This window comes from Luteipulveratus flavus (genome assembly GCF_029439465.1).
In the GTDB taxonomy this organism is placed as follows: domain Bacteria; phylum Actinomycetota; class Actinomycetes; order Actinomycetales; family Dermatophilaceae; genus Luteipulveratus; species Luteipulveratus flavus.
Map to the genome: position 1 here is coordinate 540,007 of NZ_JAROAV010000028.1, position 21,323 is coordinate 561,329.

At 73.2% G+C, this 21,323-nt stretch carries 19 protein-coding genes; 9 read left to right on the top strand and 10 right to left on the bottom strand.

Annotated features, from left to right (window positions below; translation table 11 throughout):
* Positions 1 to 31 precede the first annotated feature (31 nt).
* From P4R38_RS11365 to P4R38_RS11400, 8 genes are all read left to right on the top strand, one after another.
* On the top strand, positions 32 to 925 hold the full coding sequence (locus tag P4R38_RS11365; RefSeq protein ID WP_277192223.1) for a phosphatase PAP2 family protein: 894 nt from the start codon (positions 32 to 34) through the stop codon (positions 923 to 925).
* Positions 922 to 1,080 (top strand): hypothetical protein, encoded by a 159-nt coding sequence (locus tag P4R38_RS11370; protein WP_277192224.1) that lies wholly within the window; start codon positions 922 to 924, stop codon positions 1,078 to 1,080. Before P4R38_RS11365 ends, P4R38_RS11370 begins: the two co-directional genes overlap by 4 nt.
* On the top strand, positions 1,077 to 2,033 hold the full coding sequence (locus P4R38_RS11375) for a phytoene/squalene synthase family protein (protein WP_277192225.1): 957 nt from the start codon (positions 1,077 to 1,079) through the stop codon (positions 2,031 to 2,033). The genes P4R38_RS11370 and P4R38_RS11375 overlap by 4 nt, the downstream gene beginning before the upstream one ends.
* A complete protein-coding gene (crtI, locus tag P4R38_RS11380; protein WP_277192226.1) occupies positions 2,033 to 3,670 on the top strand; it encodes a phytoene desaturase family protein in 1,638 nt (545 codons plus the stop codon). The genes P4R38_RS11375 and crtI overlap by 1 nt, the downstream gene beginning before the upstream one ends.
* On the top strand, positions 3,667 to 5,052 hold the full coding sequence (locus P4R38_RS11385) for a cytochrome P450 (protein ID WP_277192227.1): 1,386 nt from the start codon (positions 3,667 to 3,669) through the stop codon (positions 5,050 to 5,052). Before crtI ends, P4R38_RS11385 begins: the two co-directional genes overlap by 4 nt.
* Positions 5,049 to 6,203 (top strand): glycosyltransferase, encoded by a 1,155-nt coding sequence (locus tag P4R38_RS11390; protein ID WP_277192228.1) that lies wholly within the window; start codon positions 5,049 to 5,051, stop codon positions 6,201 to 6,203. The genes P4R38_RS11385 and P4R38_RS11390 overlap by 4 nt, the downstream gene beginning before the upstream one ends.
* Position 6,204: 1 nt before the next feature.
* Entirely contained in the window at positions 6,205 to 6,696 is a 492-nt protein-coding gene (locus P4R38_RS11395) for a glycosyl-4,4'-diaponeurosporenoate acyltransferase CrtO family protein (protein WP_277192229.1), read from the top strand.
* A gap of 122 nt (positions 6,697 to 6,818) precedes the next feature.
* Positions 6,819 to 7,190: a sigma-70 family RNA polymerase sigma factor gene (locus tag P4R38_RS11400; protein WP_277192230.1), complete on the top strand. Its 372-nt coding sequence runs from the start codon at positions 6,819 to 6,821 to the stop codon at positions 7,188 to 7,190.
* A 143-nt stretch (positions 7,191 to 7,333) separates the two neighbouring features.
* Here P4R38_RS11400 and P4R38_RS11405 read toward each other — a convergent pair whose 3' ends face one another.
* The 9 genes from P4R38_RS11405 to fdh all read right to left on the bottom strand — a co-directional run bounded on the left by P4R38_RS11405 (position 7,334) and on the right by fdh (position 18,248).
* The gene (locus tag P4R38_RS11405) at positions 7,334 to 8,731 is read right to left on the bottom strand and encodes an SDR family NAD(P)-dependent oxidoreductase (RefSeq protein WP_277192231.1); all 1,398 of its coding nucleotides are present in this window, start codon (positions 8,729 to 8,731) and stop codon (positions 7,334 to 7,336) included.
* The gene (locus P4R38_RS11410; RefSeq protein WP_277192232.1) at positions 8,724 to 10,415 is read right to left on the bottom strand and encodes a phytoene desaturase family protein; all 1,692 of its coding nucleotides are present in this window, start codon (positions 10,413 to 10,415) and stop codon (positions 8,724 to 8,726) included. Before P4R38_RS11410 ends, P4R38_RS11405 begins: the two co-directional genes overlap by 8 nt.
* Before the next feature lie 121 nt (positions 10,416 to 10,536).
* On the bottom strand, positions 10,537 to 10,902 hold the full coding sequence (locus P4R38_RS11415; protein ID WP_275238223.1) for a hypothetical protein: 366 nt from the start codon (positions 10,900 to 10,902) through the stop codon (positions 10,537 to 10,539).
* Positions 10,903 to 11,074: 172 nt separating this feature from the next.
* Complete coding sequence (locus P4R38_RS11420) at positions 11,075 to 12,283, bottom strand: carboxylate-amine ligase (RefSeq protein ID WP_277192233.1); 1,209 nt, start codon at positions 12,281 to 12,283, stop codon at positions 11,075 to 11,077.
* 136 nt (positions 12,284 to 12,419) lie between these two features.
* A complete protein-coding gene (locus tag P4R38_RS11425) occupies positions 12,420 to 12,695 on the bottom strand; it encodes a hypothetical protein (RefSeq protein ID WP_277192234.1) in 276 nt (91 codons plus the stop codon).
* Positions 12,696 to 12,746: 51 nt separating this feature from the next.
* Positions 12,747 to 13,211, bottom strand: coding sequence for a hypothetical protein (locus tag P4R38_RS11430; RefSeq protein WP_277192235.1), 465 nt, complete (start codon positions 13,209 to 13,211; stop codon positions 12,747 to 12,749).
* A gap of 53 nt (positions 13,212 to 13,264) precedes the next feature.
* Positions 13,265 to 14,194 carry an NrfD/PsrC family molybdoenzyme membrane anchor subunit gene (gene nrfD, locus P4R38_RS11435; RefSeq protein ID WP_277192236.1) on the bottom strand — a complete coding sequence of 310 codons (930 nt, stop codon included), beginning with the start codon at positions 14,192 to 14,194 and terminating at the stop codon, positions 13,265 to 13,267.
* Positions 14,191 to 14,991 (bottom strand): 4Fe-4S dicluster domain-containing protein, encoded by an 801-nt coding sequence (locus tag P4R38_RS11440; RefSeq protein WP_277192237.1) that lies wholly within the window; start codon positions 14,989 to 14,991, stop codon positions 14,191 to 14,193. The genes nrfD and P4R38_RS11440 overlap by 4 nt, the downstream gene beginning before the upstream one ends.
* Positions 14,988 to 18,248, bottom strand: a complete 3,261-nt coding sequence (gene fdh, locus P4R38_RS11445) for a formate dehydrogenase (protein WP_277192238.1) — start codon at positions 18,246 to 18,248, stop codon at positions 14,988 to 14,990. The genes P4R38_RS11440 and fdh overlap by 4 nt, the downstream gene beginning before the upstream one ends.
* 147 nt (positions 18,249 to 18,395) lie before the next feature.
* On the opposite strand from fdh, the gene P4R38_RS11450 reads away from it, so the two are divergent.
* The gene (locus P4R38_RS11450) at positions 18,396 to 19,595 is read left to right on the top strand and encodes a zinc-dependent alcohol dehydrogenase (RefSeq protein WP_277192239.1); all 1,200 of its coding nucleotides are present in this window, start codon (positions 18,396 to 18,398) and stop codon (positions 19,593 to 19,595) included.
* Positions 19,596 to 19,763: 168 nt separating this feature from the next.
* On the opposite strand, the gene P4R38_RS11455 is transcribed toward P4R38_RS11450, so the two are convergent.
* Complete coding sequence (locus P4R38_RS11455; protein WP_277192240.1) at positions 19,764 to 21,263, bottom strand: FAD-dependent oxidoreductase; 1,500 nt, start codon at positions 21,261 to 21,263, stop codon at positions 19,764 to 19,766.
* Positions 21,264 to 21,323 lie beyond the last annotated feature (60 nt).

The following is a 21,323-nucleotide window of genomic DNA, read 5'->3' on the forward strand; positions in this document are numbered from 1 at the left end:
AGTGGAGGCCGACACGAAGCGGATGATGCGGATGAGGCGGACGCCGGCTCGGCCGATCAGTGCAAGCGCCGAGGAGCCCGCCCGTCGCCTCCCCCGGCCGTTGCAGCCGACCTGGGTGCAGCTGCTGCTGGCGTGCTCCCCGCTCACGCTGGTCCTGCTGTCCTATGTGCTCGCTCAGTGGATCAGCGCGCCGATCACGGCACGGCCGCGGCAGGGCGTGACGAACCGGCTCGGGTTCGGGCTGCACGTCACGGCGCCGCCGGCGGTCGACCGGGCGGTCTTCGGCGTCGTCCCGTCGGCGTGGCTCCAGCAGCGGCTCGTCGGGGGCGGTGCGCACTGGTACGACGCGGTGGCCGCGCTCGTCTACGTCAGTCACTTCGTCGTCCTGCCCGTGGGCACGGCGCTGGTGTGGCTGCACTACCGCGACCGGTTCCGCGCGTGGATCACGGCGGTGCTGACCCTCACCGCGGTCGGCATGCTCCTGTACGCGGTGTACCCGGCCGCTCCCCCGTGGCTCGCCTCGCAGCAGGGCGCCGTCGCCCCGGTGCGGCGCATCTCCGGCCTCGGCTGGGACGCGCTCGGTCTGCCGCTCGTACGGCACCTGCTCGGCGACGGCCAGGCCGGCAGCAACCCGGTCGCGGCGGTGCCGTCCCTGCACGCGGCGACCCCGGTGCTCCTCCTGCTCTTCCTCTGGCCGGTGCTGCGGTGGCCGTGGCGCGCTGCGCTCGCGGCCTACGCCGCGGTGATGGCGGTCGCGCTGGTGTACACCGGCGAGCACTACGTGATCGACGTCGTCGCGGGCTGGGCCACGGCCGTCGTCGCCGTCGCGGTGGCCCAAGCCACGCAGCGCACGGGCCGCGGCCACCGGTTCATCGGCACCCGAACGCCCCACGACCGTCCACGCCGGACCGAGGTGAGCACATGACCGGATCCCGCCCCCTCCCCGGCGCCGGCGGGATCCTCGCCGGTGGCCTTGGCCTGCTGGGCGCCGCCCGCGAGATAGCGTTGCTCGGTGTGGACCCAGCCGTGACGAGGCACCTGCCCGACCCCATCCAGCCGCCGCGGCAGGCCGCAGCATGAGCCTGCGGATGTCCATGCCGCTGCGCCGGACCCGGCGCCTCTCCTGGCCGGGTCGGTCCGGGCAGCCGCCGGTCGACGGCCAGGACCTCTACGACGAACGGCTCTACGACGACGTGGCCCGCGACGCGGCCGCCTCGGTGATCCGCGCGTACTCCTCCTCCTTCGGGCTGGCCAGCCGGCTGCTGCAGCAGCCGGTCCGCGACCGCATCACCGCGGTGTACGCCCTGGTCCGGCTCGCCGACGAGGTGGTGGACGGGCGGATGGGCGTCAGCCACCCCGACCGCGCGGCCGAGGTGCTGGACCGGCTGGAGCTGGAGACCACCGACGCCCTGGCCCAGGGCTACAGCTCGAACCTGGTGGTGCACGCGTTCGCCGCGACGGCCCGCGAGTGCGGCATCGGCGCCGATCTCGTGACACCGTTCTTCGCGTCCATGCGCACGGACCTGACGGTGCGCGAGCACGACGCCGAGAGCTTCGCGCGGTACGTCTACGGGTCCGCCGAGGTCGTCGGCCTGATGTGCCTCAAGGCCTTCCTCGCCACACCGGGCCACGACGAGGGGTACGACCGCGACGCGTACGACCGGCTCGCTCCCGGCGCCCAGGCCCTGGGCGCGGCCTTCCAGAAGGTCAACTTCCTGCGCGACCTGGCCGAGGACTACCGGCTGCGCGGCCGCCGCTACTTCCCCGACGTCCGGCCCGAGCAGCTGACCGAGGCGCAGAAGAACCTGCTGCTGGACGACATCGACGCCGACCTCGCCACGGCGATGACCGCGGTCACCCTGCTCCCCGACAGCAGCCGCTCAGCGGTCGCGGTGGCGCACGCGGTCTTCACCGACCTGGCCGAGCGGCTGCGCGCCACGCCGGCCACCGAGATCCTGCGGCAACGGGTCCGCGTACCCGGCCCGGTCAAGGCCCGGATCGCCGTCGCCACCTACCTGCGCGACCGGTCCTGATGCCTGCGCGCCCCACGGCAGTCGTCATCGGCGGTGGCGTCGCCGGCCTCGCGTCGGCCGCGCTGCTGGCCCGGGACGGGCACGACGTCGAGCTGCACGAGCAGAACTCCGTCCTCGGCGGCCGCGCCGGCCGGTGGAACCGCGACGGGTTCCGGTTCGACACCGGACCGTCGTGGTACCTCATGGCCGACGTGTTCGACCACTTCTTCCGCCTGCTCGGCACGACCACGCAGGACCAGCTGGACCTCGTCCGGCTCGACCCGGCGTACCGGGTGTTCTTCGAGGGCGACCCGAGCCCGATGGACGTGCGCTCGGACCCGGCGGCCGTGGCGGCCGCCTTCGAGCGGGTCGAGCCCGGCGCGGGGACCGCGCTCACCGCCTACCTCGCGTCCGCTCGGGAGACGTACGACCTGGCCGTCCGACGCTTCCTCTACACGACGTACGCCTCGATGCTGCCCCTCGCACGGCCCGACGTGCTGCGGCGGCTCGGCCGGCTGGCCCGGCTGCTCGGGCAGCCGCTGGACCGGTTCGCCGGCCGGTACGTCCACGACCACCGGCTCGCCCAGGTGCTCGGCTACCCGGCCGTCTTCCTCGGCACGTCCCCTTCGCGCGCGCCGAGCATGTACCACCTGATGAGCCACCTCGACCTGGTGGAGGGCGTCTTCTACCCGCAGGGTGGGTTCGCCCGGCTCGTCGACTCGCTGGCGGCTCTGGCTGAGGCCGAGGGCGTCCGCATCCACACCGGGTCGACAGCGACGCAGATCGTCACCGCACCGCGCGCGGCCCGGCCGCTGCGGGGCGATCGCCGTACGGCGCAGGTCCGGGGCGTGCGGGTGCACGACGCCGAGGGGCAGGAGCGGACGGTCCCGGCCGACGTCGTGGTCGGCGCCACCGACCTGCACCACGTCGAGACGCGGTTGCTGCCGGAGCCGCTGCGCAGCCGGCCCGAGTCGTGGTGGCGCCGGCGCGACCCCGGCCCCGGAGCGGTGCTCGTCCTGCTCGGCGTCCGTGGCTCGCTGCCGCAGCTCGCGCACCACTCGCTGCTGTTCACCCGGGAGTGGGAGCGGCACTTCGACGTCCTCGCCGGCTCGGGCGACCCCGTACCCGACCCCGCGTCGATCTACGTCTCCCGGACGTCGGCGACCGACTCCGACGCCGCGCCGCCCGACCACGAGAACCTGTTCGTCCTCGTCCCCGTCCCTGCGGACCCCGCGCTGGGACGCGGCGGGCTCGACGGCGACGGCGACCCGCAGGTCGAGCGGGTCGCCGACGCCGCCGTCCGCCAGATCGCCTCCTGGGCCGGCGTTCCCGACCTGGCCGAGCGGATCGTGGTCCGTCGCACCATCGGTCCCGGCGACTTCGTGGCCGACCTCAACGCGTGGGCCGGCGGCGCGCTCGGGCTCGCGCACACGCTGCGCCAGAGCGCCTTCCTGCGCGGCCGCAACACCTCGCGCACGGTCGACGGCCTGTACTACGCGGGTCACGGCACCATCCCGGGCATCGGCCTGCCCATGTGCCTGATCAGCGCCGAGGTCCTGCTCAAGGCCGTCCGCGGCGACCGGTCCACCGAGCGCCTGTCCGAGCCGCTGCCCGCACGCCGTCCGTCCCCGGCCGGGACCGGAGGTGGCGCGCGATGAGCTCGCTGACCGCCCCGGCGTGGACGCGTCGGCCGATCGACGTCGGCATCCCGGGACCCACCCCGCGCGACATGGCGACGGGCTTCTGGTCGATCCGCGCCGACCCGCTGTCCTACCTCGCGGCCACCCGGGAGCGGTACGGCGACCGGGTCGCCTTCCCCATCCCCGGGCCGCCTGCGCTGCTGCTGTCCGACCCCGACGACGTCCGCCGCGTCCTGCAGACCTCCGCGCGCACCTGGGGCAAGGACACCGTCCAGTACGCCGCTCTCGGCCGCGTCACCGGGCCCGGCCTGCTCGCCTCCTCCGAGCCGAGCTGGATCGACCACCGCCGTCTCGCCGCGCCCGCCTTCCACCACCAGCGCCTGGACCGCGTCGGCGTCCACGTGGCCGAGGCGACCGACGAGGCGCTGGCCCGTTGGGACGTCCCGTCGCCGTACGGCGCCACGGTCGACGTCGCACGGCTGACCCTCGGCGTCGCGCTGGACGTCGTCGGACGCGCGCTCTTCTCCGCCGACCTGTCCGACCAGGCGCACCGCCTGCTCGAGGCGACCAGCGCCGCGGCTCGCCTCGTCGTCCGCCTCGGCCGCGGCATCGTGCCGGTGCCGGAGCGGATCCCCACGCCGCTCAACCGTCGACTGGTACGGACCCGGCGCGAGCTGGACACGCTGTGCCTGCAGCTGATCGCCACGCGGCGGGCGACCGGAGTCGGCGGCGACGGAGCCGGTGGCGACGACCTGCTCGGGCTCCTGGTCGACAGCGGGCTGAGCGACCAGGAGATCCGCGACGAGCTGGTCACGATGGTCATCGCCGGCCACGAGACCGTGGCCGCCGCGCTGACCTGGTCGCTCATGCTGCTGGCCCAGGACCAGGACGCGCAGGACCGGCTGCGGGCCGAGGCGCTCGCGCACATCGGGCCCGTCCCGATGGTCGGCACCGCGCAACGGCTGCCCTGGACGCGCGCGGTCGTCGACGAGGCGCTGCGGCTGTACCCGCCGGCCTGGGTGATCTCCCGCCGCTCCCACCAGCCGGACGTCCTCAGCGGCCACGACGTCCCGGCCGGCACGACCGCGATCATCAGCCCCTGGCTGCTGCACCGCCGCGCCGACGCCTGGCCCGAGCCGGACGCCTTCCGGCCGGAACGGTTCCTGGACCGCTCGGCCGCCCGGTCGGACTACCTGCCGTTCGGCGCCGGCCCCCGGCTGTGCATCGGGCGTGAGTTCGCCCTCGGCGAGATGACGATCGTGCTCGGTCGGCTGCTGACGGCGTACCGGATCGGCCTGCCGCGCGACTGGTCCCCGCCGGTCCCGCAGGCGCTGATCGCGGTCCACCCGCGCGGTGGGATGCCCCTGCACGTCACCCCGCTCGGTGGGCGCCACCCGTGAGTACGGCGCTGCTGGTCGTCCTGCTGGTGATCGCCGGCGTGCTCGGTCACCGGCAGCTCGCCGGCCTGCGCCCCGTCCCTCGGGGCGGACCCGAGGACGGCCGCGGCGGCGAGGTGTCGGTCGTGGTCCCGGCCCGCGACGAAGCGACGCGGCTCCCCGCCCTGCTGACCTCGCTCGCGACACTGGAGTCAGCGGTGGCCGAGGTCGTGGTGGTCGACGACGGGTCGTCCGACGGCACGGCCGAGGTGGCCCGCGCGCGCGGAGCAAGGGTCCTCCCGGTCACCGCGGTGCCCGCCGGATGGACCGGCAAGGCGCACGCCTGCCACCTCGGCGCGCAGGCCACCACCGGGCGGATCCTGCTGTTCCTGGACGCCGACACCGTGCTCGCACCTGACGCGCTGGACGGGCTGCTCGCGCTGCACCAGGACCGCGGCGGGCTCGTGTCGGTGCAGCCGTACCACCAGGTCGAGCGGCCGTACGAGCAGCTGTCCGCCTACTTCAACGTCGTGTCGCTGATGGGCAGCGGCGCGTTCTCCGACAGTGAGCGGCGTCGTCCGATGGCGTTCGGCCCGTGCCTGCTCACCACGCGCGCCGACTACGAACGAGCCGGCGGTCACGCCGCGGCGCGCGCCAACATCCTCGACGACGCCGGGCTGGCCGCCGCGTACGCGCAGGCCGGTCTCCCCGTCCGCTGCTTCGCGGGGGGCGACCTCGTGCGGATGCGGATGTACCCGGGCGGCCCCCGGCAGCTGGCCGAGGGGTGGACGAAGAACATCGCCTCCGGCGCGAGCCAGGCGGCGACCGGTCCGGCGGTGGCCGCGGCGGTCTGGGTCGCCGCGCACTTCGCCGTGGCGGTCGGGACGCTGCTGTCGGTCGCCGGAGCCGTCGCCGGAAGTCCGGTTCCGCTGTCCTCGGGGTCGCTGGTGGCGTGGCTGCTCGCCTGGCTCGGCGCGGCGCTGCAGCTGCGGTGGTTCCTGCACCGGATCGGTTCCTTCCGGTGGTGGACCTGGGCGGTCTTCCCGGTCCCGCTGCTCGCCTTCGGGCTGCTGTTCGCGCGCTCGCTGGTGCTCACGTACCTGCGGCGGTCGGTGCGCTGGCGGGGCCGTGACGTCGAGCTGGCCCGGGGTCCTGCGAGCACGAAGGACGCCTGAGTTGCTCGAGCCGGTGATGCCGCTGCCGCTCACCGTCGTGGTCGACGTGATCGCCTGGGGCGCCTTCCACGCCGGGACGGGTTACCTCGCGCACCGGCTGGACGAGCGACGCCTCAGGCGGGACGGACCGCTGCTGCGGGCGAAGCGGTTCGAGGACGGCGGCCGCTGGTACCGGCGGCGACTGCGGATCGACCGGTGGAAGGACCGGCTCCCCGAGGCCGGCGACCTCTTCTCCGGCGGCGTCAGCAAGGCGCGGCTGCCCGTGTCCGACGGTGGTGGGCTGGCGCTGTTCGTCCGCGAGACGCGTCGGGCGGAGCTCACGCACTGGTGGGCGATGGCCTGCGGTCCGCTCTTCGCGCTGTGGAACCCGCCGCTGGCGACCGCCCTGCTCGTCGCGTACGGGGTCGGTGTGAACGCGCCGTTCATCGCGATCCAGCGGTACAACCGCTTCCGCGCCCAGGCGGTGCTCGCCGCGAGGAGCCGCACGGTCTGACGGACCCACCACCTCTCGTACGGGCGCGCAGATCGACCCGCGCGGTTATGCTGTCCCGGCATCCTCCAGCTCGAATCAGCGGCTGGTCCTTCTCTTGCGCAGGTCCGGAGAGGTCGTCGCCGATGAGCACGGAAGCATCCCTTCTCACCGATGCCGAGCAGCTGCTGCGGCACGCCGCGAGGCAGTCGCCGGCCGTGGCCGCGCGGGTGCGTGACCGGGTCGTCCAGCTGCACCGACCGCTGGCCCTGAGCCTGGCCGACGGGTTCGACGAGGGCGCCGATCGCGAGCAGCTGCGGGATGCCGCGGTGCTCGGCCTCGTGCTGGCCGTACGCCGCTACCGGCCGGGCGACCCCGACGGCTTCACCGCCTACGCCACCGCGACGATCGTCGCCCTCCTCCAGCGCTGCCCCCGCGGCGAGCACGACCAGGATCCGACACCGCCCCCGGAAGCGAGCGAGGTCAGCGCCGTCCCGTCCCGACCGCCCACCGACTAGAGCCAACGCCCCCACGCCGGTCGAGCAGGGCCAACGCCCCCACGCCGGTCGAGTAGGGCGAACGAAGTGATGCCCGTATCGAGACCCGGTGACCCGCAGGGAGACCCTCCCCGCGCGTCGCCGGGTCTCGATGACGCCCTCGGCTACTCGTCGGCGTCGGCGCGCCGCTCGGCGAGCAGGGCCAGCCGGCGCAGCGTCTCGGTGTTGCGCGGGGCGATCCCGCTCTGCCGCAGCACCTTCGGGAGAACGCGGCTCGGGCCGGACACCACGTCCTCCTGGATCGTGACGGTGCAGGCGTGCTCGCCGTCGGGCTCCAGCGTCAGCCGGACGCGCGCCTCCCCCGCCGGCCAGCCGCGCGCCGTGAGCACCAGCCGCCGTCCGGGCTCGCACGCCTCCACCACGGTCGTGTCGGACAGGAGCACCGGCCAGACGCCGGCGGAGTGGTGGATGCGGCTGCCGGGTGCGGGCCACGCCTGGTCCACCGCGCGGATGCGCGCCGTGCCGACCACCCAGGTGGCGTAGCTCCATCCGTCGGCGAGGACCTCCCACACCCGGTCGGTCGGGGCAGCCACCGTGCGGTGCAGCCGCCATCCCTCGGACGTGCCGTTCGAGCTCATGACGTCTCCTTCGGAGTTGCGGTCGTCGGTACCGAGCAGCAGCGAGCGGCCGGCCCGGATCTCGTCCGCCGGCCGGGGTTGGAGGACGTTGCCGGAACCCGCTGGCACGCCGCTGCCCGGCTGCAGAGCCAGCCGGCTCAGCAGCGGACCGACGAGCAGGTCGTACAACCCAGGCATCGTGCGGAAGCCGAGCACGATGACCTTGTTGGCCACGCCCACGTCGAGGTCGCGCCGGGGCCGGTCCAGCGCCTTCAGGATGGCCTCGGCCACGCGGTCGGCGCCCGCCACGGGAGGTGGCGCCTGACCGTGCCGCCCCAGGTAGGTGCCGGCCAGCTGGTAGATGGGCGTGTCGACGCCCCCGGGTGAGATCAGCGAGATCCGGACGTCGGGACGGTCCCGGTTCTCCTGCTGCAGGGTGCGCACGAAACCGTGCATCCCCCACTTGGCGGTGGTGTAGGAGATCATCCCGGGCGCCGTCGCCTTCCCCAGCAGCGAGCCGACGAGGACGACGCTGCCGCCCTCGGCCGCGCGGAAGCGCCGCACCGCCTCACGGCAGACCCGCGTCGCCCCCACGAGCGTGGTGTCGAGCACGGCCTCGAAAACCTCCGGCGGCACGTCCTCGAACCGGCCGTACGCGAGGACGCCCGCGCAGTGGACGACAGTCTCCAGCCGTCCGAGCGAGGCCGCGGTCTCGAACGCCGCGTGCAGCGCGTCGGTGTCCCGGACGTCGGCGACCGCGACCACGGCCGTACCGCCGACCAGCTCGCAGGCGCGCCGAGCCTGGGCCAGCGTCTCCTCGCTGCGGCCGACCAGCACCACCGTCGTGCCGCGTGCCGCGAGCCGGAGGGCGGTCGCCAGCCCGATCCCGCTGGAGGCGCCGGTCACCAGCGCCACGGGCCGTGCTGTGTGCTGTGCCTCAGTCATCGATCCCTGCTCTCGAGGTTGCCAGGTGGTCGGCCGTCGGTCGGGCGGACAGCGGTACCGGGCCGGTCCGACCGCCGGGTTCGTGCAGCAGCCGCTCCCACGCCGTGCGAACGAGCGCCCGCTTGACCACGCCGAGAGGACCGTGCGCGGTGAGCGCCGCCCGTGCGGCGTTCCACCCGCACGTCCCGTGCACGCCACCACCCGGGTGCGCAGACGCACCGGCGAGGTAGAGCCCCTCCACCGGCGTCTCAGCGCGACCCAGCCCGGGGGCGGGCCGCAGGAACAGCTGCTGATGGATCGCGGAGGTCCCCGCGTTGATCGAGCCGCCGACGAGGCTGGGGTTCCAGTCCTGCAGCTGGTCCGGCGACTGCACGTACTCCCCGACGATGCGTGCTCCGAACCCCGGCGCGACCTCCTCGACCGCGTGCCGCATCCGGCCGACCTGCTCGGCGATCGCCTCCTCGCTCCAGTCGCTGCCGACCGGCAGGTGGGTGTACGCCCACGTCGACTCGGTGCCCGCCGGCGAACGGGTCGGGTCCGCCGTCGTCATCTGGCCCAGCAGCAGGAACGGCCGAGCAGGAGCACGGCGCAGCGCGAGGTCCTTCGCGACCTCCAGCAGACCGTCCTCGTCGACTCCGAGATGGACGGTGCCCGCGCGGTCCAGGCCGGGCGCAGCCCAGGGAACCGGGCCGTCGAGGGCCCAGTTGACCTTCAGCGTGCCGGAGTCCCACTCGAACCGGTCCAGGTCCGCGCGCACCTTCGCCGGCACTGCGTCCGCCGGAAGCATCTGCTCGTACAGCAGCGGGGCGGGAACGTCGGCGAGCACCCCGCGCCGGGCCCGGACCGTCGTTCCGTCCGTGAGGCGTACGCCGACGGCCCGACCGCCCTCGACCAGGACCTCTTGGACGGCGGTGCCCGTACGGATCTCGACGCCGACGGAGGCGGCCCGACGCGCCATCGCGCCCGACAGCTCACCGGCACCGCCGCGCGGGACGGGGAAGCCGACGTCCTGGCCCAGCATCGCCAGCAGCCAGCCGAAGAACCCGCTGCCGGCGCCGTCGGGTGGCACGTCGCTGTGCATGGCGTTGCCGGTCAGCAGCAGCCGTCCACCGGGCCCGGTGAAGCGTTCGTGCCCGAGCCGCCGGACGGGCACCGCCGCCAGCCGGGCCAGCTCGACCAGACCGGCCGTCCGCTGCCGGCGCGCGAGTCGCAGCGCCGCCCGGACCGGCGGGAACGGGGTGAACAGCGCCTGGAGCAAGGGGTCGCGCACGGCGCGCCAGTGCCGGTACATCGCCAGCCACGCCTCACCGTCGCCTGCGGCCTGGGCCTCCAGCCCGGCTGCAGTGTCCTCGGGCGAACGCTCCAGGACCGCCGCGCCTCCGTCCGGTGTGGCGTGGCCCACGACGGCCGGGGCATGCATCCAGTGCAGCCCGTGGTCCTGCAGTTGCAGGTCGCGGATCACCGGGCTGGCTGCCGCCAACGGGTAGAAGGCGCTGAACAGGTCGCTGACGAATCCGGGAGCCGCCACCTCGGCGCTGCGGACGGCACCGCCCGGCTCGTCGTTGCGTTCCAGCAGGACGACCGTCCAACCCGCGTCGGCGAGGGCGTTGGCTGCCACGAGGCCGTTGGGTCCGGCCCCGACGACGACAGCGTCCGGAACGCTCTCCTGGGAGCGGTTCACCACGGGCGTCCACCTCCGGACCGGTCGTGGTGGCGGCCGTCGACCGCCTCGGTTCGACAGGGGTACCCGGTGGATCGGTGCCGACACACGATCATCGCGGGGGCAGTCCGGGCGGCGGAAGGTGTCAGTCCTCCCATGGGGCGTCGTCGTGCATCTTCTCGTAGTAGCGGCGCAGGTGGTTGCGCACGCGGTCGGCGTCGCCCGCCGGGATGTCGACCCCGCCCCGCGCGCCCTGGACGACTCCGGCGGCGGCCATGATCCCGTGCGGGACCGCCTGCAGCCGGCCGTCGACCACGTCGGCGATCAGCAGCTTGTACGCGGTGAAGTTGTCCGGGTGGTCGCCGTCGTACCAGACGTGGGCGTCGCGGTACCTCGCCGTGGGTCCGTCCTCGGCGTCGGCCCACGCGCGGACGCGCTTCTCGGCGGCGTCGCCGTCCCACTCGCGGTCCCGGTCGGCCAGCGGAAGGTCCTGGAACCTGGTGACGGTCATGACAGCTCCTCGGTCACAGGGGTGCGGGCGCCGCTCGCAACGGCTCTGTGCTGCCCTACCCACGCGCTGCCCGCTCCAACCCGGCCGACCCCGATGGCCCCCACCGACAGCGAATCCCGTCTGTTCGGCCGTCCATGGAGGGCCGAACAGACGGGATTCGCGGAAGGGGAGACTACGGCTGGCGGGTCGTGACCTCGACGGCGTCCGCGACGACGGCCTCGAGCGAGCCGGTACGCCCGTACACGGTCCGCTGGTGGTCGGCGCCGTTGCCGTCGCGCAGCAGGTGCTCGAGGCGCTGCCCGACCCAGTCGGCGTCGCCGTACCGGTCCAGCGCGGGCCGGATGCGGGAGTACAGGTCGTGGACGACCTCGCTCGCGGGCAGCGAGCGCCCCTCCACCGGGTGGTAGAGCTCCTCGGACAGCCCGAACCGGGAGGCCCGCCACCCGGCACCGCGCAGGACGTGGGCGGCGACGGGGATCGGCTCGTCGTCGACCCACTCGGCGGTCGCGGAGTCGACCAGGCCCCGGACGAGCGCGGCCATCAGCACGGCGTCGTCGACGTCGAGGCACACGTCCGCGACCCGGACCTCGACCGTGGGGTACGACTCGGACAGCCGGGCGTCGAAGTAGACCATCCCGCGGTCCATCGCCGAGCCCGTCGCGAGCACCTGGGTGACCAGCTCCTCGTACGCCTTCGGGGTGTGCACCACCTCGATCGGCCCGGTCGAGGGCCAGCGGGACCACAGCTGCGTACGGAAGCTGGCGTACGAGGTGTCCTCGCCGCCGTAGAACGGGGAGTTGGAGGTCAGCGCGACCAACGGCGCGAGCCACCCGCGGATGCGGTCGATGGCAGTGACCGCCTCGTCGTCGGAGGCGACGGCGACGTGCACGTGGCAGCCGCAGCTCAGCTGGGACTGCTCGATCGGGCCGTACCGCTGCGCCATCCGCTGGTAGCGGGCGGCCGGCGTCGTGATCGGCGTGACGGGCAGCGGCGCGGTCGCGAGCGCGACGATGCGCGCGCCGGCGGTCCGGGCGATCTCGTCCGCCTGAAGTCGGCGCTCGATCAGGCCCTCCCGCAGCGCGGCGAGACGGGCGTGCGGGTCGGTGCGGGTCTCCAGCTGCTGCTCCTGCAGCTCGGCCTCGACGTGCTCGTCCTCGGTGTCCGGACCGGTGCCCGACTGCAGCAGCGCGGACGCGATGGGCACCGTCCGACCGGTGTGCGGGTCGACCAGCAGGAACTCCTCCTCGACACCGACCGTGCGGGTGCCGGCCGTGACCTCCTCCTGAGGGGTTCCGGTCGAGAGGGTTCCTACGGACTGGGCGCTCATGTCCTCGGTGTGGGCAGGGCTACGGGTCGCCTCCTGGAGGCGCTCATCCATCATCTCGCCGTTCTACCCGGGCGCACGCACGCTCACGCGCCCGCGACGGAAGAACCGCCGCACCCGACGTCCACGGCGGAACGCCGAGCGCACCGAGCGCACCGAGCGCCGCGGTCGGCGGGGCGAACGGTGACCGAGGTCAGCGCTCCACGAGCCGGAACGACGTGCTGTCCTCCTCGCCCTGGCGCCGCGGGTAGCAGAACGCCAGACCTTCGTCCTCGAACTTGCCGAACCACTGGTCCCAGGTGATCTGCTCGATGACGTCGGGACCCATCCCTCCGGGGAAGCCGATGCGCAGGACGCCGGGGTCGTCGCCCGTGGCGGTGTACTTCACGGCCGCCGGGCGTCCATCGTGCTTCTCCACCCACGCACGGATCTCGTCGTGATCGGTGGTCGTGCTGCGCTGGGATGCCATGGTGGTGCGTCCTCCTCGGAGCGGGGCGGTCGGAATCGGCAGATCGCTGAGCTAGTCCTGGAGCGCGGCATACGTCACCAGCCCGTACGCCAGGTGCGGGACGGCGTCGCTGAGCCAATCGGTGGCGGACCAGGTGCGCGGGTCGGTGACGCCGAGCACGGTCATCGGGCCGTTGGCCAGGGCCATCGCCGCCGCGCTGACGGCCAGGACGCCGACCGCCGCGGGCAGCCGCTGCCCGCGGGAGCGCAGGGTCGCCTGCACGACGCCGCTCGCGACGCCCGTACCGACGCCGACGGCGATCCCTGAGAGGGGGCCGAGGCCCTGCACCCGGTTCGCGCGGGTCTCGCCCTCGCCCGGGATCTTCAGACCGACGACGTGGGCTCCGCGCTCGACCGTGTCCTCCGGTGTGCTGCTCGTGCCGCGGCCGCGTACCGCCATGTCCAGGTAGGTGACGGCGTCAAGGGCGGTCGTACCCGCGGCGCCGGCGACGGCTCCTCGCAGAATTCCTCGTCCCATGACTGCTTGCTACCCATCCGCCGCCGGTCGAACCCCCGCAATCGAAGGTCGCCTCAGCCGACGGTGGCGGCCTCCCGGTCCTGCTGCGCGAGGCGCTCGCGCTGGGGGACGACGACGTACTTGGGGTCCTGGGTGGAGAGCCGGCCCGCCTCGAAGATGCCGAACCGGGTCAGGGCCGAGCCCGCCAGCAGCGCCAGACCGGAGGCGGCCGCGACCGCGCGGCTGCGCCCGCCGAGCACCCCGGCGCCCAGGGCGCCGACCGCGGTGGCCACGCGGGCGGAGCGCATCAGCGCACCGGCGCGCCCGAGGCCGAACGTCTCCCCCGCGAGACCGGCGCTGCGCGGCATCCGCGCGCTCATCGACAGCTCCAGGGCCGCTCCTCCGACGGCGAGCGTCCGCAGCGGCGCGACCTGAGCGGTCGGCGAACCGATCAGCGCGAACCCGCTCGCCGCGCACACCGCCGACCCGGCGAAGAGGAACGGCAGCTCGTGCCGCCCCTCGTGCCAGGCGGGTACGGCCGTGTCGGCGAACAGCGCGGAGGTGTACGTCGCGACGCCCGCACCCAGCACGCCGGCGCCCACTCCGGCGGCGTACCCGGCCGGGCGGGCGATGCCGGTGAGGTCGCTGAGCAGCGCCGCGCCCGCCAGCGGTCCGTACCCGGCGAGCAGCCACGAACCGACGCTCATCGGCGAGGTCGGCTTGGCGACGCGCAGCATGTTGACGAACCGCGCGGGCCGCCCGAGGTCGTGCACCAGCGCGACGACGGAGAACCCGAGGCCGCCCACCGCACCGATCCGCGAGACGCGCGCGAGCGCCGGCCGTCCGGTCAGCTGTGCCGCCGCGGCGATCGCGGACGACGCTCCGGCCAGACCGCCGGCGAACAGGTAGCCAGCGATGTCGCGGGCCTCCCACGTCGGCTCCTTGAGGATGGGCCGCCCGTAGTACGAGGCGAACTCGGGCTCCAGCTCGCGCCGCGGGCTCATCGGCGCGCACCTGCGAACGACACCGCAACACCGGCCAGCAGCGTTGCCGCGGCCACCGCCGTACGCCGCCACATGCCCGGCAGGTCGCGCGTCGTGACTACCGGGTCCGGCGGCAGGCCGTACGTCTCGGGCTCGTCCAGCAGCAGGAAGAACGCGCCGGTGCCGCCGACGCCGTCGTCCGGTGATTGGCCGTACAGCCGCGCGTCGGTGAGACCCTGCGCGTGCAGCTCGGCGACGCGCCGAGAAGCCTTGTCCCGCAACAGGTCTAGCTCGCCGTACTGGATCGAGTCGGTCGGGCAGGCCTTGGCGCAGGCGGGTTCGCCGCCGTCGCCGATGCGGTCGTAGCACATCGTGCACTTGAACACCCGGCCGTCATCCTCGCGCTGGTCGATGACGCCGTACGGGCACGCGGAAACGCAGTAGCCGCAACCGTTGCAGATGTCCTGCTGGACGACGACCGTCCCGAACTCGGTACGGAACAGCGACCCGGTCGGGCAGACGTCCAGGCACGCGGCGTGCGTGCAGTGCTTGCAGACGTCCGAGGACATCAGCCACTTCACGTCCTTGGCGCCGTCGTCGCCGGGCGCGGGGACCGTCTTCTCGATGAAGGCGACGTGGCGCCAGGAGTCGGCCGTCAGCCCGGAGGTGTTGTCGAAGGACTCGCCGGTGAGGTTCAGCGGCTTGGCCGGGACGGCGTTCCACTCCTTGCACGCCACCTCGCACGCCTTGCAGCCGATGCACACCGTGGTGTCGGTGAAGAAGCCCATCCGCGGCATTCCGAGGTCCACCTTGGTCATCGCCTCGACACTCCTTCCATCCCGGTCCGGTCGTCGATCCGTGCCCGCGCGATGTAGCGGTCCAGCAGGGCCTGCACGTCCGCGCCGCGTGGTCGGCGGCCGGGCTGGATATCGGCGGTGAGCGCCTTCACCTCCTGGATGTGCACGTTCGGGTCCATCGCGACGGAGGACAGCTCGTTCATCGCGTCGCCCTTGGTGAGACCGTTCGGACCCCAGTGGTAGGGCATCCCGATCTGGTGAATCGTCCGCCCGCCCACCCGCAGGGGCGTCATCCGCCGCGTCACCATCACCCGCGCCTCGACGACGCCCCGCGCCGTCACGATCGTCGCCCAGCCGTGGTGCTTCAGGCCGCGCTCGGTCGCCAGCTCCGGTGACACCTCGCAGAAGAACGCCGGCTGCAGCTCCGCGAGGTACGGCAGCCACCGCGTCATCCCGCCCGCGGTGAAGTGCTCGGTCAGCCGGTAGGTCGTGACGACGTACGGGAACACCTCGGCCCCCGGCTCGGAACCGCTGGGATGGTAGCGATTTCGCGGCCGCGAGAACACCTGGCGGACCGGGTTGCGCTGCTGGCCGTACAGCGCGTTGTCGGCCGGTGAGTCCTGCGGCTCGTAGTGCGTCGGCAGCGGACCGTCGAGCAGCCCGGCCGGGGCGTACAGCCAGCCCCGTCCGTCCGCCTGCATGATGAACGGGTCGATGCCGGACAAGGCGTCGATGCCCTCGGCGTCGTCGGGCGGCCGGTAGTCCGGCGGCTTGGTCGGCTCGAAGTCCGGCACGTCGTCACCGACCCACCTCTTCGCGTCCGCGTCCCACCAGACCAGCCGCTTGCGCTCGCTCCACGGCTTGCCGTCGGGGTCGGCGGAGGCCCGGTTGTACAGCTCGCGCCGGTTCGCCGGCCACGCCCAGCCCCACTCCTGGGAGGAGACGGTCTGCTCGGTGTGCGGCTTGCGGCGGCGCGGCTGGTTGACCCCGTCGGCGTAGCAGCCGCAGTAGATCCAGCACCCGCACGTCGTGCTGCCGTCGTCCTTGAGCTCGGTGTACGCCGACAGCGGCTCTCCCTGCGCGTCGCGTCCGTTGATCTCCGCAAGCACCGCCTCGGCGTCCGGCTCGTCGAGCGCGCCGGATGTGGGGTAGTCCCAGGTGAGGTCCAGGACCGGGCGGTCCCGCTCGTCCGTGGAGCTCGCCAGCCGGTCCCGGACGATGCGACCCAGGTGGTACATGAACCACAGGTCGCTGCGCCGGTCCTGCTCCGGCTCGACCGCGGTGTCGTGCCACTGCAGCAGCCGGTTGGTGTTGGTGAAGCTGCCGCTCTTCTCGGTGTGCGAGGCGGCGGGGAAGAAGAACACCTCGGTGCCGATGTCCTCGGTGCGCATCTCCCCGGTCTCGATCTCGGGGCCGTCCTGCCACCAGGTCGCGCTCTCGATGAGGGAGAAGTCGCGCACGACCAGCCAGTCCAGCTGCGCCATCCCCCGCCGCTGGAGGCCGGCGTTGGCGGAGCCGACCGCGGGGTTCTCCCCCATCAGGAAGTAGCCCTTGCACTGGCCGTCCAGCTGCGCCTGCACGGTCTCGTACGTGCTGTGGCTGCCGGTGAGCCGGGGCAGGTAGTCGAAGCAGAAGTCGTTCTCGGCGGTGGCCGCGTCCCCCCACCACGCCTTGAGCAGGCTGGTGACGTACGCCGGCATCAGCGCCCAGAAGCCACGGTCGGCGGCGTCCGCCTCCAGGAAGCTGTGCAGGTCCTGCTCGCGGTGCGCGTGCGGCATCGGGATGTAGCCGGGCAGCAGGTCGAACAGCGTCGGGATGTCGCTGGAGCCCTGGATGCTCGCGTGGCCGCGCAGCGCCATGATGCCGCCGCCGGGCCGCCCGATGTTGCCGAGCAGCAGCTGCAGGATGCAGGCGGTCCGGATGTACTGCGCACCGACGGTGTGCTGGGTCCAGCCCACCGCGTACGCGAACGCCGTCGTCCGCTCCCGGCCGGAGTTCGCGACGAGGGCCTCGGCGACCTGGTGGAAGAGGTGCTGCGGGACGCCGCACACCTCCTCGACCATCTCCCGGGTGTAGCGCGCGTAGTGCCGCTTGAGCACCTGGAACACGCAGCGCGGGTCCTGCAGCGTCTCGTCCCGCCGCCAGGTCCCGCGGATCGACGGACCACCCGACCCGTGGGAGTGGGCGTGCCCGGACTCCGCCGTGCTCCGACCGCCCCCTGTCACGTCGTCGTACTGGCTGTCGCGGTCACCGGACGCGGCCGCGACCTCCGAGCCCTCGTACTGCCAGGAGTGCTGGTCGTACACCATCGACTCGGTGTTGAGCCCAGAGAAGAGGCCGTCCAGGTCCTCGGTGTCCTGGAAGTCCTCGTGCAGGATCGTCGCGGCGTTGGTGTAGCTCACGACGTACTCGTGGAAGTAGTCATCGTTCGTCAGGACATGGTTGATCAGGGCGCCGAGCCAGGCGATGTCGGTGCCGGCGCGGATGGGGACGTACAGGTCGGCCATCGCGCTGGTCCGGGAGAAGCGCGGGTCGACGTGGATGATCTTCGCGCCGCGCGCCTTGGCCTCCATGACCCACTGGAAGCCGACCGGGTGCGCCTCGGCGAAGTTGGACCCCTCGATGACGATGCAGTCGGCGTGCTGCAGGTCTTGCAAGTACGTCGTCGAGCCACCGCGGCCGAACGACGTGCCGAGCGCCGCGACCGTCGAGCTGTGGCAGACCCGTGCCTGGTTCTCGACCTGGACGATGCCGAGCGAGGTGAACAGCTTCTTGATCAGGTAGTTCTCCTCGTTGTCCAGCGTCGCCCCGCCGAGGCTCGCGACGCCGAGCGTGCGCCGCGTCTCCAGCCCCTCGTCGGTCCGCCACTCCCAGGTGTCGGCGCGGGTCTCCAGCAGGCGGTCGGCGACCATCTCCATCGCCGTGTCGAGGTCGAGCCGCTGCCAGTCGCGGGCGTACGGCGGGCGGTACAGCACGTACCGCTCCCGGGCATCGCCCGTCGTCAGCTGCAGGGTCGCGGATCCCTTCGGGCACAGGCGTCCTCGGCTGATCGGCGAGTCCGGGTTGCCCTCGACCTGGACGACCTTCTCGTCCTTGACGTACACGTGCTGGCCGCAGCCGACCGCGCAGTACGGGCAGACGGAGTCCACGACCCGGTCGGCGGTCGCGGTGCGCGGCTGCAGCGACGCGGTGTGCCAGGACTTCACGGCGGAGCCTCGACCCGACCTGTCGCGGCCGGTGAGCTGACGGATGACGGGCCACGGCAGCGCGGGACTCATCGGCACACACCTCTCCAGTCAGGGCGGGTCTGTCGTGGCCGTACCCGCGGGCACGCCACGCAAACATCGTGCTCCTCCACGGTTCGGGCCACCAGCCCCCGGGTACGCAGGCCGGACACCGGCAGTCGATCTGGAGGAGAAGCGACGATGAAGGCGCTGACCTGGCAGGGCCCCGAGAACGTCACGGTCGAGGAGGTGCCCGATCCCCGGATCGAGCAGCCCACCGACGCGATCATCCGGGTTACCTCGACCGCGATCTGCGGGTCCGACCTGCACCTGTACAGCGTGCTCGGGCCGTACCTGGAGTCCGGTGACGTCCTCGGCCACGAGGCGATGGGCGTCGTCGAGGAGGTCGGCTCCGACACGGGCGATCTCCAGGTCGGCGACCGGGTCGTCGTCCCGTTCAACATCTCCTGCGGCCACTGCTGGATGTGCGATCACGGACTGCAGTCGCAGTGCGAGACCACCCAGGTGACCGACCAGGGCAAGGGGGCCGCGCTCTTCGGGTACACCAGCCTGTACGGCTCGGTGCCGGGCGGCCAGGCGGAGTACCTGCGGGTGCCGCAGGCGCAGTACGGCCCGATCCGGGTGCCCGAGGACGGGCCCGACGAGCGGTACCTCTACCTGTCCGACATCCTCCCGACCGCGTGGCAGGCGGCCCGGTACGCCGACGTCACCGAGGGCAGCACCCTGCTGGTCGTCGGGCTCGGGCCGGTCGGTCAGATGACGGTCCGGTCCGCCCGGCAGATGGGCGCCGAGCGCGTCCTCGCCGCCGACCTCGTCCCCGAGCGGCTGGCGATGGCGGCGAGCCACGGCGCCGAGACCATCGACCTGCGCTCCGTCGACGACCTCCCGGGGATGGTCCGCGAGCTCACCCAGGGACGCGGCGTCGACGGCGCCGTCGACGCCGTCGGCATGGAGGCGCACGGCAACCCCGTCGCCGAGCAGATGATCAAGCTGGTCGGACGGGCTCCGAAACCGTTGGCACGCAAGGCGATCGAGACCATGGGCATCGACCGGCTCGCGGCGCTGTACGCGTCGATGGACTCCGTCCGCCGGGGCGGCACGGTCTCCCTGTCCGGGGTGTACGGCGGTACGGCCGACCCGATGCCGCTGATGGACATGTTCGACAAGCAGCTCACGCTGCGGATGGGCCAGGCCAACGTACGGCGCTGGTCCGGCGAGCTGCTGGACATCCTGCAGCAGGACGAGAAGGCGTTCGACGTCGAGGCCTTCGCCACCCACCACCTGCCGCTGCGGGAGGCGCCGGAGGGCTACAAGATGTTCCAGGAGAAGGCGGACGGCTGCATCAAGGTGGTTCTCAAGCCCGAGCACACCGCCGCCTGACCCGCCATCCGTCCGACCCAGGGCCACCTGCCACGACATCGCGCGTCCTGGCCCCGCCATCCGCCTGACCCGGGGCCACTTCTCACGACATCGCGCGTCCGGGCCCGAACCGCGCCGAAACCGGAGCGGTGACGGGGAGTGGGCCAGGACTCACTCCCGGTCACTGGTCTACGGCGTCGGTCCGTCCGGCCCGCGGCGCGGGAGGGCTCGGGTGGCGGGGCCCTCGAGCACCTCGCCCGTCGGCGAGAAGCGCGATCCGTGCAGCGGGCAGTCCCAGGACTTCTCCGCGTCGTTCCACGCCAGGACGCCGCCCAGGTGGGTGCACAGCGCCTGGACCGCGCAGGTGCGCCCGTTCACGGTCGAGACACCGACCGGGACCACACCCGAGCGGCCCACCTCGCCGGTGCCCTCCTTGGGCGGCGTCTCGGGCCGGCCGCGCAGCGCGGCGTCCAGGACGTGCTGGAGCCCGGACACCGCGACGCCGGCGTTCATCCGGACCGGCTCCAGGGCGCTCCGCGGCCGGGTCACCCGGTGGTGCATCCGGTCGGCCCAGCGCAGCCGGCCGTCGAGGATCTGCGCGGTGATGTCGAGGGCAGCCGCAACCCCGTTGGTCAGGCCCCACTTCGCGTATCCCGTTGCCACGTAGACCTTTCCGAGGCTACGCGGCATGCCACCGACGTACGGGACGCCGTCGTGTGAGGTGTAGTCCTGGGCCGACCAGTGGTGCGTCTCGACCGCGCCCGGAAAGTACTCGGCCGTCCAGTCGCGCAGCCGGTTGAGGTGCGCTCGCTCGGAACGGGTGCGACCGACCACGTGGCCGTCGCCTCCGATGAGCAGCGCCCGCCCGGACGTCGCCGGCGCGTCCCGGACCGACCGGGTCGGGCCGGATGCCGACAGCATCATCAGCTCCGGCGCGTCGGGGTAGTCGTACGCGAGCGCGTACGACCGGCCGGGCTCGAGCTTGGCGAAGTACAGGCCGCGGTCCAGGATCGGCGTCCCGGTCGCGAGGATCACGTGCTCGCACCGGATCGACCGTCCGTCCTCGAGACGCACGGTGGGCGAGCGCAGCCGCGACACGTGCTGCACGCGAGCGCCGGTGACGATGCGCCCGCCCTCGGCCCGGACGCTCTCGACCAGGGCCTCCAGCAGGTCCATCGGGTCCAGCTGCGCCTGGTCCTCCAGCACCGTGCCGCCGCGGTGCGGGAACGGCACGTCCAGGTCGTCCGCCCAACGCACGCCCAGCCCGGCCGCCGTGGCCGCCTCGTGCTCGTCGCGCGCCGCCTTCAGCCCCTGCGCGTCGTCCGGGGCGTACGTCACCGCGGGCCGCCGCTGCACCGGGACGTCATGCTCCTCGCAGTAGCGCAGCAGCCACTGCTGGCCCTCGAGGTTCGCCTCGACGTACGCCCGCACGAGGGACTCCGGGTGCCGGCTGGTCAGCCGGGTGTACTTGGTGCCCTGCAGGAGCGAGAGCTTGCCCGTCGTGTTGCCGGTCGTGACAGCACCGACCTCGCGGGCCTCCAGCACCACCACGCCGCGTCCGGATCGGCTCAGGAGCAGCGCCGTCATCAGCCCGGTGAGGCCCGCTCCCACGACGACGTCGTCGCAGGAGTCCCCCTCCAACGAGTCGGAACGGATCGGCTCGCGGCCGTCGAGCCACAAGGACGTCATGTCGTCTCCTCGGGTCGGTTCCCCTCGCCCTACCCGCGCGCCCCGGATCTCACGCACGAC